Annotated in this window: 16 protein-coding genes and 1 tRNA gene; 14 read left to right on the top strand and 3 right to left on the bottom strand. The window is 65.9% G+C overall.

Going from position 1 to position 12,478, the window contains the following annotated elements; translation table 11 throughout:
* Positions 1-7: 7 nt before the first annotated feature.
* The gene (gene cutA / locus QSK36_RS31375; RefSeq protein WP_285784872.1) at positions 8-337 is read left to right on the top strand and encodes a divalent-cation tolerance protein CutA; all 330 of its coding nucleotides are present in this window, start codon (positions 8-10) and stop codon (positions 335-337) included.
* Here the strand turns inward: cutA and QSK36_RS31370 are convergent.
* Entirely contained in the window at positions 303-1,790 is a 1,488-nt protein-coding gene (locus tag QSK36_RS31370; protein WP_285784871.1) for a helix-turn-helix domain-containing protein, read from the bottom strand. The genes cutA and QSK36_RS31370 overlap by 35 nt on opposite strands.
* A gap of 307 nt (positions 1,791-2,097) precedes the next feature.
* Here QSK36_RS31370 and QSK36_RS31365 point away from each other — a divergent pair, with 307 nt between their 5' ends.
* The 11 genes from QSK36_RS31365 to QSK36_RS31315 all read left to right on the top strand — a co-directional run bounded on the left by QSK36_RS31365 (position 2,098) and on the right by QSK36_RS31315 (position 9,836).
* Complete coding sequence (locus QSK36_RS31365; RefSeq protein ID WP_285784870.1) at positions 2,098-2,439, top strand: hypothetical protein; 342 nt, start codon at positions 2,098-2,100, stop codon at positions 2,437-2,439.
* Positions 2,436-2,729, top strand: coding sequence for a hypothetical protein (locus tag QSK36_RS31360; RefSeq protein ID WP_285784869.1), 294 nt, complete (start codon positions 2,436-2,438; stop codon positions 2,727-2,729). Before QSK36_RS31365 ends, QSK36_RS31360 begins: the two co-directional genes overlap by 4 nt.
* A gap of 115 nt (positions 2,730-2,844) precedes the next feature.
* The gene (locus QSK36_RS31355) at positions 2,845-3,576 is read left to right on the top strand and encodes a GntR family transcriptional regulator (protein WP_285784868.1); all 732 of its coding nucleotides are present in this window, start codon (positions 2,845-2,847) and stop codon (positions 3,574-3,576) included.
* A 121-nt stretch (positions 3,577-3,697) separates the two neighbouring features.
* A complete protein-coding gene (locus tag QSK36_RS31350; RefSeq protein WP_285784867.1) occupies positions 3,698-4,114 on the top strand; it encodes a plasmid replication, integration and excision activator in 417 nt (138 codons plus the stop codon).
* Positions 4,111-4,416 carry a hypothetical protein gene (locus QSK36_RS31345; protein ID WP_285784866.1) on the top strand — a complete coding sequence of 102 codons (306 nt, stop codon included), beginning with the start codon at positions 4,111-4,113 and terminating at the stop codon, positions 4,414-4,416. Before QSK36_RS31350 ends, QSK36_RS31345 begins: the two co-directional genes overlap by 4 nt.
* A gap of 86 nt (positions 4,417-4,502) precedes the next feature.
* On the top strand, positions 4,503-5,924 hold the full coding sequence (locus tag QSK36_RS31340) for an FtsK/SpoIIIE domain-containing protein (protein ID WP_285784865.1): 1,422 nt from the start codon (positions 4,503-4,505) through the stop codon (positions 5,922-5,924).
* Positions 5,921-6,112, top strand: coding sequence for a hypothetical protein (locus tag QSK36_RS31335; RefSeq protein WP_285784864.1), 192 nt, complete (start codon positions 5,921-5,923; stop codon positions 6,110-6,112). Before QSK36_RS31340 ends, QSK36_RS31335 begins: the two co-directional genes overlap by 4 nt.
* A gap of 38 nt (positions 6,113-6,150) precedes the next feature.
* A complete protein-coding gene (locus tag QSK36_RS31330) occupies positions 6,151-7,725 on the top strand; it encodes a replication initiator (protein WP_285784863.1) in 1,575 nt (524 codons plus the stop codon).
* Entirely contained in the window at positions 7,722-7,913 is a 192-nt protein-coding gene (locus tag QSK36_RS31325; protein ID WP_157099558.1) for a helix-turn-helix transcriptional regulator, read from the top strand. Before QSK36_RS31330 ends, QSK36_RS31325 begins: the two co-directional genes overlap by 4 nt.
* On the top strand, positions 7,910-9,280 hold the full coding sequence (locus QSK36_RS31320; RefSeq protein ID WP_285784862.1) for a tyrosine-type recombinase/integrase: 1,371 nt from the start codon (positions 7,910-7,912) through the stop codon (positions 9,278-9,280). Before QSK36_RS31325 ends, QSK36_RS31320 begins: the two co-directional genes overlap by 4 nt.
* A gap of 61 nt (positions 9,281-9,341) precedes the next feature.
* Positions 9,342-9,836, top strand: a complete 495-nt coding sequence (locus QSK36_RS31315; RefSeq protein WP_285784861.1) for a hypothetical protein — start codon at positions 9,342-9,344, stop codon at positions 9,834-9,836.
* Between the two features lie 94 nt (positions 9,837-9,930).
* On the opposite strand, the gene QSK36_RS31310 is transcribed toward QSK36_RS31315, so the two are convergent.
* Together QSK36_RS31310 and QSK36_RS31305 are read right to left on the bottom strand one after the other, a co-directional pair.
* On the bottom strand, positions 9,931-10,590 hold the full coding sequence (locus QSK36_RS31310) for a hypothetical protein (protein WP_285784860.1): 660 nt from the start codon (positions 10,588-10,590) through the stop codon (positions 9,931-9,933).
* A 467-nt stretch (positions 10,591-11,057) separates the two neighbouring features.
* A tRNA-Tyr gene (locus QSK36_RS31305) sits at positions 11,058-11,142 on the bottom strand.
* A gap of 149 nt (positions 11,143-11,291) precedes the next feature.
* Here QSK36_RS31305 and QSK36_RS31300 point away from each other — a divergent pair.
* Both QSK36_RS31300 and QSK36_RS31295 read left to right on the top strand, forming a co-directional pair.
* Positions 11,292-11,771, top strand: coding sequence for a GNAT family N-acetyltransferase (locus QSK36_RS31300; RefSeq protein WP_285784859.1), 480 nt, complete (start codon positions 11,292-11,294; stop codon positions 11,769-11,771).
* Positions 11,772-11,825: 54 nt separating this feature from the next.
* Positions 11,826-12,317 (top strand): YajQ family cyclic di-GMP-binding protein, encoded by a 492-nt coding sequence (locus tag QSK36_RS31295; RefSeq protein ID WP_139578945.1) that lies wholly within the window; start codon positions 11,826-11,828, stop codon positions 12,315-12,317.
* The last annotated feature ends 161 nt before the right edge of the window (positions 12,318-12,478 follow it).

Here is a 12,478-nt window from a genome sequence, read left to right as displayed (position 1 = left end):
GATAATCATGAAGTCTATTGAGGTGCGGATAACAACTAGTAGTCGTCACGAGGCAGACCAGATAGCGTCTACCGCTGTTGCACGGCGCCTAGCCGCTTGTGCGCAGGTGGTCGCGCCTATTTCCTCTACCTACTGGTGGGCCGGTGAGGTTCAGCAGGCGGAGGAGTGGTTGGTGCTCATGAAGACGACCGCCGACCGCTTCGAGGACCTTGCCGCCTGCGTGCGTGAGCTGCACTCGTATGAGGTACCTGAGATCGTTGCGGTGCCGATCGTGCAGGGCACGCCGGATTACTTGGAGTGGATCAGGCGGGAGACGGCCCCAGAGCGCGGCGAGTAGCGCGGATGTCGCCGAGTAGTTCGCGGGCGGCCTGGTCGGGCCGGGCGGCAAGAGCCTTCTCGACCTTGGCGAGGTGCTGCATGCCCCAGGTGGATTCGGTGCGCTGGGCGGCTTCGAGGGCGCGGCGGGCGTAGGCGACTCCCTCGGTCACGTCGCCGATTTGGAGCTGTGCCTGTGCGATGTCGGCGTAGACGACTGACACGCGCTTTTGGTCCTCGTCCTGCCCGAGAGCGGCAAGAGCGGCTTGGCCGGCCTCTGTCACGTGCTGCTCATCGCCGAGCCGTACGTAGGTCGAGAGTTGGAAGGCGGCCATGCGTCCGGCGTCGAGAAAGCGGGTCCATGCGCGCTCTCGGTGGGGCCGGGCTCGGGTGTGGGCTTCCTCGGCTCGCTGCAACAGCTCGACGGCTTGGCCGTCGCCGAGTGAGGCCAGCTCTTCGGCTTCGCGGGCCAGCAACCATGCGCGGGTCGCGTCGTCTCCCTCAGCCGGGAGGAACTGCTGGGCGCGTCGGATGTGCTCGACAGCCTCCGGGCCGTTGACAGCGTACGACCGGTAGGCGTACGTGCATGCCTGGATGACGCGGTGCCCGCTCTCCTCGGCGGCCAGGGCGGCGACGCGCTCGAATGAGGCCGACTGCGCGGGCTGCTTGAGGTCCCAGGCGATCCAGGACGCCAGCGTTGCGGCTTCGCCGGCTGTTGCCGCCAAGCGGCGCCGGTAGCGCTCGGGCGGGCCGCTCTGAAGCAGGGTGCTCAGCTCGTTGATGTGCGTCGTGAGCCCTTGGTAGATGGCTCGGGCGGGCATGACGTATTCGAGCCGGTGGAAGCCGATGGTGCGCGCTTCGAGCCGTTCAATCGTGTCGTCGTCGAGCATCTGCGGCCCCCTCAGCGCACGGGAGAGGCGCTCCCAGGGGTCCGCGATAGAGGCCGCGGTTTCGGCGGTCATTCCAGCCGCGAGGAGCAGCATCGTTCGTCGGTCCATCCGGGCATCCAGCCTTCCCACTACCCAGGCCAGCGTCAGAAGGTCGACATCCCAAAGGTCGTCAGTTGGACGCGGGCCGATCACCACGCCTTCGACGCTAAGGAGCTGACTCGCTGGCATCCCATCCCGAGAAGGGATAGCGCGACGGGATGAGGCGGCCTCGATGATCTGGGTACGGCCGGACGAGCGGGGGGCGAGTCCGAGAGCGAGCCGGGCTGGGTCGGGCATGCGCAGTCCATCGGCGATCCGCTCGAACACATCAAGCGCTGTGACCTGCGCGCTTCCGCGCATGATCTCGCTGACCTTGCCCTGACTGAGGTTAACGGCAATGCCAATGCGAGTCTGACTCACCCCCGCGTATTGCCTGATAAGCCGGAAAACTTGCCCGATGTTCCGTTTCTTCAGGGCGTCGAGCATTTCAGGGCGCTGCCAGAGGTCGGGCGGGATCATGACCGGTTCCGCCGCTTCTGCGGGCATAAGGCGCTTCCCCTTGCGTCTGCTTGACTGCCTGTATTTCCAAGCTTCCGGGTTGGGGTTAACCCGTCAAGGGATATCAGCATGCCCGGCCGGAATATCGGCGCGGGATGGGTTGAGCGACCTGCAATTACGACCCTTGCCCCATGGTTACGGAGACGGAGAGGTGCGGAGCCTGCCGGGGGAAGGGCTGGCGGCTCGTTCGGCGGGCGTCGGCGGATGCCGAGTACCGGCTTAACGGCGTGATCGTGGAGCTGTCCACCGTCGAGTGTTTCGAGTGCTCGGGCTCGGGCCGTAGGGCGGTGGCGTCATGAGCGCCGATCGGCTCGTGGCGGGCCGTCGCCCCCAGGTCGTCACCGCTGCCCAGTGTGCCGAGCGGCTGCGCCTGGAACTGGAGCAGTACGGCGTGGCCGCCGATGTCCACGAGGGGTACGGGCTGGCGCTGGTGTCGGTCTGGGTCGAGCTGGTCGTGTGGACCGATGGCCGCTGGTTCCGCTGGCGCTCGGGCCGTACCTCGACCAGCGGGCGGCCCGTCTACGCCTTCGGCCCGGCCTCCGACGTCGTCACCGCCGGGCGCCGGGTGGCTCACCGGTACGGGCAGCTGCGCCAGCAGTACCCCCCTCCGCCGTACCTGGCGGGGAATGCCTCGTGAACGACCTCGACGAGCCGGACCGCCTGCACAGCGCACACGTCCCCATCCGCCGGGGATACCTCCGCAAACTGGAGTGGTGGAAGCCCACACCTGCGCAGCGGGTCCTGGTCCTGGCCTGGACCTGCGACTGTCAGGCCAGGTTCTACGAACTGTGCCAGTCCGGCGGGCTGGCCTACATCCGCCGTACCGTCCAGAAGGACGAAGAACCGGAGATCGCCGAGACTCACCGGTGGTCGCTCCGGCAAGGCTGGGCGACCTGGTTCGACCTGCTGACGGGTGAGGTCCGTTAGGGGCGGCAGTTCGCTGCCCTGGGGTTACGGGCTCCTGTCGGCAATGGGCCTTCGCATAACACACCTGCACTGCTAGCCTGCTTGGCTAGACAGGCATGTTGAATGCGGGGCTCTGATGTCATTTGAATACACTCCTCCCAAGTACGCCCAACTGATCGCCGAGCTTGAACGGCGCATCGAATCAGGCGAATATCCGCCCGGCTCACCGCTGCCGAGCGAACACCAACTCATGGCCGAATTCGGCATGGCGCGGCCCACGGTGGTCAAGGCGCTGGGCGTACTCCGAGATCAGGGGTGGATCGTCACCCATCAGGGCAAGGGCCGATTCGTACGCGGTCGCCCCGCCATCGCCTCCGGACGGCAGGTCCGCACGGGTCGGGAACTGCTCGACCGCAAAGAGACCCAGGTCGGAAGCTCGCTGCTGTCCGCCGGGCCGGTGCCGGCCCCCAACCGCATCGCGGCCTACCTCGACATCACGCCCAAGTCGCCGGTCGTCCTCCGCAAGACCCTCGTCACCCGCGACGACGAAGCGTCTGAAATCTCCTCCACCTGGGTGCCGGCCGATGTGGCCGAAGGTAGCCCGCTAACAGAGCCCGACGACCTCAAGCAGGGCGTACGGCGCTACGTCGAAGCCGCGGCCGGTGTCGAGCTGGACCACATCGTCGAGCATGTGACCGCACGCAACCCCACTCAGCAAGAGCGCGACCTCCTCGGCGTCAAGACCTCGGCCGCGCTGCTGGCTGTCTATGCCGTCGCCTGCGATGCGACCGGCAAGCCGTGGGCCGTCGTGGAGACGGTCCTTCCCGGCGATCGTCACGAACTTGAGGACGCCTACCCGATTAGGTAATCCAACTTTCCCGCCTGAACCCACTTGGACTGCTTGACTAGCCAAGTGGGTTCAGTGCTTAATGGAGACACAACTTGGTCAGTCAAGGTGGCTGACCGTACAAGAGGGGAGGGCGGTAATCATGGCTCTACAGGGACCCATTCCGATCAGCTTCGGCCAGATCTTCCCGTACGGCTGCTACGCCGTGGGCGAGGTCGAGCCGGTCAAGGACTTCGAGGCGTCGAGCAACGGCCGGTTCGTCCAGGCACGGGACAAGCAGACGGGAGAACTCGTCTGGCAGATCCCCGTGATGGACGCCGACCCGTCGCTGAAGGCGGCGCAGAAGACCGTGGCCGTCAAGATCCTCGCTCCGGTTCAGCCGGTGCCTCCGGCTCCGGCGGCGGGCCTGCCGTTCACGCCGGTCGAGTTCGACGGGCTGACCGTGACCCCATACGTCAACGGGTCCGGACGGCTTGCCTACTCGATTCGGGCTCGGGAGATGCGTGCTCCTCGCGCTCATGCCAAGGCGGCCGGCAACGGCAAGGAGGTGGCGGCGTGAACTGGCGGCCTTACACGCACCTGTCGATGTCGATCGACCCCGGCGAGCGTCCCCGTATCGGGATCTCGTTCTACGCCTCGATCACTCGGGCGCGGGCTCGGGTGCTGGAGTCCGGGCGGCCGTACCTGGTCCTGCAGTCCGACGAGGCGGACGTGACGGTCTCGACCACCGGGGCGGCCGGACCGGTCACCACCGAAGACCTGGACATCGCGCGGGAGATCTTCAACGCCGCCGCGCGGTACCTGGCCGACTGCGAACGCATGCACGCCGAACACACCCAGGCCACCGAGTCGGCGGCCTGACACACGAGCGGGGCCGCTGGAACTGGCATTCCAGCGGCCCCCGGGATCTCTCACACACGCCAATGCCTGAGAGGACACCAAGCCTAATGTTCAAGAAACTTCCCGGCGACGAGGCACGCAACCTCGTCTCCACCACACCAGATACAGCCGTGGTCTTCCGCCCGGCCGTCATGCAGACTCCCGCCATCGTCACCCTGGTGATCTGGCTGTCCCGCCTCGTCGCGGGCCTGATCCGCCTGGTCGTTCGGCATCCGGTCGCCGTGGCTGTGCCGGTCGCCTTCGGGGTGATCTGGACCCTGTACGGCTGGCGCCTGGCCCTGGTGATGGCCGCTTTCCTGCCCTCGGCCGGACTGTCGTGGGCGCTGCTGGATCGGGCCTCGTTTCTGCGGCTGGTCGGCTGGCCGCTGCTGGCCTGGTGGCGGCTCGTCGCCGTCTACCGGCGGCACTGGCAACCGGTCATGGTCGTCTCCGGCCTCGGGCGGCACATCCGGGGCCGCGACTACCTGCCCCGCCTGATCCGTGTCGAGTGCGACGGCTGGGCCGACCGCGTCAGTGTGAAGATGCTCAACGGCCAAGCCGTCACCGACTGGGCCGACCGCATCGAGCACCTGGCCCACGGCTTCGGCGCACCCTCCTGCCGGGTCGCCGTGTCTCGGGCGGGGCGGCTCGTGCTCACCTTCCCCCGGCGCGACCCCCTCGCCGAACCCCTGCCCGCGCTTCCGGTTCCCGAGGTCGCCTCGGTGGGACCGGTCGAGATCGGCCGGTGCGAGGACGGCACACCCTTGCGGCTGAAGGTCCACGGCACGCACGTCCTGATCGCCGGGGCCACGGGCGCGGGCAAGGGCTCCTATCTGTGGTCGACAATCCGCGGCCTCCTCCCGGCGATGCGGGCCGGGCTGGTGCAGGTCTGGGCGCTCGACCCCAAGCGGATGGAACTGTCCTTCGGCCGTCCCCTCTTCGGCAGTCGGTACGCCGCTGATCCGAAGGAGTGCGCCGACCTGCTCGATGAGGCCGTGTGCGTGATGCAGGAGCGGGCCGACCGGTTCGCCGGCCTCCAACGCTCCCACACACCGACCGCCGCTGATCCGTTCGTCCTGGTGCTCGTCGACGAGGTCGCGTTCCTGACCGCCTACCAGCCCGACAAGCACCTCCGGCAGCGCATCACGGCGGCCCTGGCCACGCTCACCACGCAAGGCCGCGCGGTGGGCGTCGGGGTCATGGCGGCGCTTCAGGACCCGCGCAAGGAGGTCATGAACATCCGCAACCTGTTCCCCGACAAGATCGCCCTCCGGCTCGACGAGTCCGAGCAGGTGGACATGGTTCTCGGCGACGGCGCACGCGACCGGGGTGCCCTGGCTGATCACATCTCACCGGTTCCTGAGTTGGGTGCGGGCGTCGGCTATGTCCGGTTGGAAACCTCCCCTGATCCGGTGCGGGTGCGGGCGGCGTACGTCTCGGATGCCGACATCTCCGCGATGGTCGCCGAGTTCGCGGGGGTGGGCCGATGATGCGCCTGGCCCACATCCTCGACGGCCTGCGCTGCTCAGGCTGCGGCGCCCTGGACGTGCTGTGGCTCGACCCCGTGCGCGGCATCGTCGAGTGCCACGAGTGCGGCGAGAAAGCCGCCGTGATGGTCGATAACCTCGGCCCGGCCGACCTCCTCGACCCCCTCAGCGCGTGGGACGGTGACCGGTGACCAACCCGCACGACCGTTCCACACCTCGTGCCGTCCGGATGGCTCAACCGCTGGCCCGTGAGGTCGTGGAAGAGATCGCCAAGCAGTACGGGGTGTGTATCCGGCCGGTTCCGCTGCGGCGGCAGGACATCCTCACCGGCCGGGTTGAGGTCATCGACGTGCCGTGCGGGGCGACGCTGGAGAGCAAGTGCCCGCCGTGTGCGAAGCGGAATCGCCAGTTGCGGCGGGCGCAGTGCCGGGAGGGCTGGCACCTCGACCACGAGCCGGTGAACCTCCCGGACAACGCCGACGAGTACCAGCGTCACCTCGTCGAGCTGCGGGCCGACGCCCAGGCGTGGCAGGACGAGGTCGAAAAGGCCGGCGGCGACACCACCGACCTGGACGCCGCCATCGAGGACCTGGACGAGGAGATCAACCGTGCGGGCATGCGCGGCAACGTCCTCGGCCGCACCTCCGGCAAGCGCACGCGCTCGACCAAGCGGCGGCAGGACGCCCCGGATCTGCCCAAGCGGCAGATGACCAAGACCACGCTCGGGCGGACCTTCACCGGTTCGGACGGCAAGACCTACCGGCCCTCGATGTTCGTCACCCTCACCCTGCCCTCCTATGGGCGGGTGCTGGAGGGCGCGCCGTTGGACCCGGATCGGTACGACTACGCGCGGGCGGCTCGGGACGCGCTGCACTTCTCCAAGCTGATCGATCGGTTCGTGCAGAACCTTCGCCGGGTGGCGGGCTATGACGTGCAGTACTTCGCCACGGTCGAGCCTCAGAAGCGGCTCGCGCCGCACCTGCATATGGCGATCCGCGGCACCCTGCCCCGTGCGGAGCTGCGGCAGATCATCGCCGCGACCTACCACCAGGTGTGGTGGCCCTCGACCGACCACGTGCGGTTCGAGGGCGATCACCTGCCGGTGTGGGAGGACGGGGCCGGCTACCTCGACCCCGACACCGGGGAGGTCCTGCCGACCTGGGACCAGGCCCTCGACGCTCTGGACGCCGACGAGGACGCCGAGCCCCTGCACGTGCTCCGCTTCGGCGACCAGCTCGACATACAGAGCGTGCTCGCAGGAACGCCGGACGCCGACCAACTGATTCAGTACCTGTCGAAGTACCTGACCAAGAGCCTCGGTGACGCGCTCGGGACCGATGACCCGCGCCGTAAGGCGCACGCCGAACGGTTGCTGGAGGCGCTGCGGTTCGAGCCGTGCTCGCCGACGTGCCCGAACTGGCTGCGGTACGGAGTGCAGCCCAAGGGCGCCAAGCCCGGCATGGCTCCGGGCCGGTGCAAGGGAAAGGCCCACAAGCCCGACCACCTCGGCTACGCGGGCCGCCGCGTCTTGGTCTCGCGGAAGTGGTCGAACAAGACCCTCACGGAGCACAAGCAGGACCGGCGTACCTGGGTCCTGGAAGCCCTCGGCGTCGAAGACGAGCCGGTCGACCCCCATCGCTACATCTGGCGGCCGGTCAAGCCCGGTGATCCCGAGCTGGCCCCGATCGGCGTCCGGCTGCTCCGATCGGTCCACGAACGCCAGCGCTGGCGCAACCACATGAACCAACTCCAAGCGCTCGGAGACGGCCAAGATCTTTCGGCGACTGAAGGGAGGGCGGCATGAAGAAGGACGACAAGCTGATGACGGTCCCCGAAATCCTCGACGAGCTCGGCGGCGTCTCCCGCCGGACCTTCTACCGGTGGCGTGAGACTGGCAAGGCTCCCGAGGGCCTCAAGCTCCCGAACGGGGAGATTCGCATCTACCGCAGTGAGTTCGACGCCTGGCTTGAGAGCCTGCGGGAGGCTGCGTGAACGCCTCCTATGACGTGAAGTTCTTCGAGACCTATCGGAACAAGTCGAGCAAGACGCCGTCCTACGTGGTGCGATGGCAGGTGGCCGGCAAGCGATCTTCGAAGACCTACCGGACCAAGGCTCTCGCCGAGAGCTTCCTGTCAGACCTCCGCCAGGCGGCCAAGCGGGGAGAGCCGTTCGACGTCGAGAGTGGTCTACCGGCCTCCATGATCAAGGCCAAGAGCGCGCAGACCGTCTTCGACTTCGTCCGGGCCTACATCGATATGAAGTGGCCCTTCGCTGCGGCGAAGACGCGCGACAGCATCTCTGACGCGCTCTCCACCGTCCTCCCCGCCCTGACCAAGGATCGTCCGGGCCGACCTGACGCCGAGACCCTACGGACCGCGCTCCGTAAGTGCGCCCTCATCCCGGCGGGCAAGAGGCCGGAGCCGTCCCCGGAGATGGCGCGTGCGGTCCGCTGGCTCGAAGGTGCGTCCCTCGACCTGGCCGACCTGAGCGAGACGAAGACCGTACGACTTGCCCTCGACGCGCTCGCGCTTCGCCTCGACGGCCAGGCCGCCAGCGCCAACACCATCAGGCGGAAGCGGGCCGTCCTCCATGCGGTCCTGGAGTACGCCGTTGAGCTGGAAGAGCTGCCTTCCAACCCGCTCCACAAGGTCAAGTGGAAGCCCCCGAAGACGACCGAGACCGTAGACCCTCGCGTGGTCGTGAATCCGCGGCAAGCCGAGGAACTGCTGACCGCTGTGACCTACGTGGGCAAGCGCGGCCGGGGCCGGCGACTCATGGCCCTGTTCGCCTGCATGTACTACGCCGCACTTCGGCCGGGTGAGGCCGTCGCCCTTCGACAGCAGGACTGCCATCTTCCGGCAACCGGCTGGGGCCGCCTCCTCGTCGACGTGTCGCGCCCAGAGGTCAACACCCAGTGGACCGACAGCGGCGACGCTCACGAGGAACGTGGGCTCAAGCACCGAGGCCGGGACGACGTACGGCCGGTGCCCATCCCTCCGGCCCTGGTGAAGATCCTTCGGCAACACATCGAAGAGTTCGGGGTCGGCTCGGATGGGCGGATCTTCCGGAGCGAGCGCGGTGGGGTCGTCGCCTCGACGGCCTACACGGAGGTGTGGCAGGAAGCCCGCAAGCTTGCCTTCGTCCCTGCCCAGGTCGCCTCTCCCCTGGCTCGTCGGCCGTACGACCTCCGGCACGCGGCCGTCTCCCTGTGGCTCAACGCCGGCGTCTCAGCCCCGGACGTGGCCGATCGTGCGGGGCACAGCGTCGATGTGCTCCTTCGCGTATATGCCAAGTGCCTCGACGGCCATCTGGAGATCGCTAATCGGAGAATCCATGAGGCCCTGACGTATGACCTGTGACCGTGTGGGCAGCCGCAGAAGCATCCCGTGAAAAGGCCCTGGCAGCAGTAGTCTCACGACCATGAAGCTGCCGCGTGCGCACGAGAGCCTCGCCCGAGGCGGGCGTATGTTAGACGACCTGAAGATCCATACTCAGGACGAGGTGGCGTTTCGTGACCGACTTCCCTACGTTCTGGATCTACTCGCGGGTGTCACCCGCAGCATCGATGATGAAAGCAAAGGACAACGCAGTAACAAGTTTTCTGCATGGTGGAATGGGATCGACCGCAGCATGCAGAAAGAAATCACTGAACTACGCCACTCGGAGCTGAAGAGGATCGAGTCGCGGACAGAAGTACGGGTAAATGTCGACCTAGCAACCCCGACACCCCCATCCGAACCCATCAAGACGACCGTCGAGGAGCTCACGGCGAACGCCATCCATATTCATGTATCACTTGAATGGCGCTTCAAAGGCGGGGCCTTCGATGACAAACAAGTAATCGACACGCTGCAGGCATATTGGTGTACCGCCCGCGACATACTTGCCAAGGCTGAAGAATTACTTGAAGGATAGGCGGTCGCGGGCAAATTTCTCTCCAGCCGATGGCCCAGAATCTTCACCTGGAGTTCCACTCCATTACCGCGCCCCGGACGGCTACCACCACTAACTAGATGCCGCAACCTCTAGCGGGATCCAGGGGCAGCAGATCAAACCCCTCGTAGGTCAGCGCCATTTTTCCCTTTCCGCTCTTAATCCCATAGGCACTTACGAGTCGTTCGAGGGAAACTTCGCCGGGATTGCTACCCGTAGTCCAGAACCTGCCCCCCTTTCGAACAATTACATGCCAACTGTGGCGAGCGGGCACCAGCATCGCAACGCGGTCACAGGGAAGAATCTGAAATCCTCGAGTTGGGTGCTTGCTGCCGCTCACGGCCTTGATAAAGACCCAGACGTCAGCTGGGGCAGAATTGGCGTTGCCAATTATGACCTTGTAGTCATTACCTTGCATGAAGGCAGTGACAAGAACGCGTTCGGCAAAGCTAACACTCCGAAACGTAGCTTCCTGCTCTTGTTGAGCTAGACGAAACCGTTGCTCTTGATCCCGCAGTTGCTGCTGCTGCAGGAGTTCTTGCGCCTTGTATTGCAATTGCTGCTGTTGTTGCTGCTGCTGGATCAGTTCTTGATCTTGCTGCTGTTGTTGGCTGATGAGGAAGATAGCTACTGTGAGTATTACCGTGGCCACGGTGCCGACACCGCTGAGCATGCTTCCAGTAGCGGACCGTCGGTCTAGATGCCGCTCGCTTGGCGGCTCTTCAGTCTCAGGCATCCAGCGCTCCTCTGCGACGCAAGTACCTGGAGTTGCTGATGCGTCAACGGATGAGTGCAGAGATCTTGTTCCGGCTTCACCTCCCGAACTGGGTTGCGGTCCGGCTTCTAGAAACGCTGCTTGGACGCTCACGGCGATGCATGTTCTCCGCCATGCACACGCAGCGCCCCCTCTCTACGCCGCACAAGTCACGGGAGAGTGCACGGCGGTCGTCGACTGTCACCTGAGCTGTCGAGCCGGCCTTCGGGTTGGGCGGCCGTGGCCCGTGCGGCATCTACGGAGGCCGTCCAAGCCCGGCTTCGCCGCATCCGGTTTGACCGAAAGCACTGGCCACCTGGGGAAACGCCGCCAAGATCATTGCACGCATATTGGTGGACCGGCGACAGACGGGGGCTCAGGGTGGCCTACGGCTGCATGGGCCGGGAAAACAGAAGAGGCCCCGGAGGGCCTCTGAGCTGCTGTTCTGCTGGTGGCAGGTCCAGGGTTCGAACCTGGGTAGGCTGAGCCGACGGTTTTACAGACCGCTCCCTTTGGCCACTCGGGCAACCTGCCTTGTCTTCCGCTCGCTGCGGCGACAGGTAGAAGAATAGCGGACTTCCCGGGTGCACGTGACATGGGTTCCGGCTCGCCCCTCACATGATCGGCGGAGGTTCCCGGAAACTCGGGAGCGGGCGCGGCAGAGCACCGGCCATAGTGGGACGGTGATCAGACAGGCCGAGCCGGCGGATCTCGCGGCCCTTGCGGAGATCGAGAGAGCGGCGGACGGATTGTTCGTGCCGCTCGGCATCGTCTTCCCGCCGGGCACCACGGTCGTCGAAGAGTGCGACGACCCCAGGCGTGTCGTCGTGGCCGGCCGGCCACCGGTGGGGTTCGCCCTGCTCGGGGTGGTCGACGGCCTTACCCACCTCGAACAGATCGCCGTACACCCCGATCACGGCAACCAGGGGATCGGAACCCGGCTTCTCGACGCCGTCTCCAAGGCAGCCGCGCAGGCCGATACGGCCGCGGTGACGCTGACGACGTTCCGGGACGTGCCGTGGAACGCCCCCTGGTACGCCCGGCGCGGCTTCCGGGTCGTACAACCCCACGACTGGGGGCCGGAACTCACCACATTGGTCGAGCACGAGCGGGCCCTCGGCATAGAGGTGGCGCCCCGCGTCGTCATGAGGAAAGACCTCTGATCACATCGGGGCCCACTAATCTCGAAGGGTAACGGAGAGAGGACACGGACACCGATGGCCGACAGCAGTTTCGACGTGGTGAGCAAGATCGACCGGCAGGAGGTCGACAACGCCCTGAACCAGACGGTCAAGGAGGTCGGGCACCGCTTCGACTTCAAGGGTACGGGCGCGAGCATCTCCTGGTCGGGGCAGAAGGACATCGAGATCAAGGCGAACAGCGAGGAGCGGGCCAACGCGGTTCTCGACGTCTTCAAGGAGAAGATCGTCAAGCGCAACCTGTCCCTCAAGATCCTGGAGGCGGGCGAGCCGAAGCTGTCCGGCAAGGAGTACCGCCTGGTGGTGTCCCTCAAGGAGGGCATCGACCAGGAGAACGCCAAGAAGATCTCCAAGCTCATCCGGGACGAGGGCCCGAAGGGCGTGAAGGCGCAGATCCAGGGCGAGGAGCTCCGGGTCAGCTCCAAGAAGAAAGACGATCTCCAGGAGGTGATCTCCCTGCTCAAGGGCAAGGACCTCGACATCGCCCTTCAGTTCGTCAACTATCGGTGATACGCGTCACAGCGCGACACTGACGGAAAGGCCCTGACCTGCGGGTTCAGGGCCTTCGTCATTTCCGGAAGCCCCAAACCGTGACCATTTGGTTGCCCGAAGCAACGATAGGCATATGATTGCTTAGGGAAACTAAGTTTGATCACACGGGGAAGGACTTC

The organism is Microbispora sp. NBRC 16548 (assembly GCF_030268985.1).
Classification (GTDB): Bacteria; Actinomycetota; Actinomycetes; order Streptosporangiales; family Streptosporangiaceae; genus Microbispora; species Microbispora catharanthi.
The sequence above is the reverse complement of the archived record's forward strand: the minus strand, read 5'-3'. Positions and strand labels throughout refer to the sequence as shown.

What these genes read in the sequence shown, in the direction of transcription:
- cutA (WP_285784872.1), top strand. Translation starts at nt 8, where the DNA reads ATGAAGTCTATTGAGGTGCGGATAACAACTAGTAGTCGTCACGAGGCA.
- QSK36_RS31370 (WP_285784871.1), bottom strand. Translation starts at nt 1,790, where the DNA reads ATGCCCGCAGAAGCGGCGGAACCGGTCATGATCCCGCCCGACCTCTGG.
- QSK36_RS31365 (WP_285784870.1), top strand. Translation starts at nt 2,098, where the DNA reads ATGAGCGCCGATCGGCTCGTGGCGGGCCGTCGCCCCCAGGTCGTCACC.
- QSK36_RS31355 (WP_285784868.1), top strand. Translation starts at nt 2,845, where the DNA reads ATGTCATTTGAATACACTCCTCCCAAGTACGCCCAACTGATCGCCGAG.
- QSK36_RS31350 (WP_285784867.1), top strand. Translation starts at nt 3,698, where the DNA reads ATGGCTCTACAGGGACCCATTCCGATCAGCTTCGGCCAGATCTTCCCG.
- QSK36_RS31340 (WP_285784865.1), top strand. Translation starts at nt 4,503, where the DNA reads ATGTTCAAGAAACTTCCCGGCGACGAGGCACGCAACCTCGTCTCCACC.
- QSK36_RS31335 (WP_285784864.1), top strand. Translation starts at nt 5,921, where the DNA reads ATGATGCGCCTGGCCCACATCCTCGACGGCCTGCGCTGCTCAGGCTGC.
- QSK36_RS31330 (WP_285784863.1), top strand. Translation starts at nt 6,151, where the DNA reads ATGGCTCAACCGCTGGCCCGTGAGGTCGTGGAAGAGATCGCCAAGCAG.
- QSK36_RS31325 (WP_157099558.1), top strand. Translation starts at nt 7,722, where the DNA reads ATGAAGAAGGACGACAAGCTGATGACGGTCCCCGAAATCCTCGACGAG.
- QSK36_RS31315 (WP_285784861.1), top strand. Translation starts at nt 9,342, where the DNA reads ATGAAGCTGCCGCGTGCGCACGAGAGCCTCGCCCGAGGCGGGCGTATG.
- QSK36_RS31310 (WP_285784860.1), bottom strand. Translation starts at nt 10,590, where the DNA reads ATGCCTGAGACTGAAGAGCCGCCAAGCGAGCGGCATCTAGACCGACGG.
- QSK36_RS31295 (WP_139578945.1), top strand. Translation starts at nt 11,826, where the DNA reads ATGGCCGACAGCAGTTTCGACGTGGTGAGCAAGATCGACCGGCAGGAG.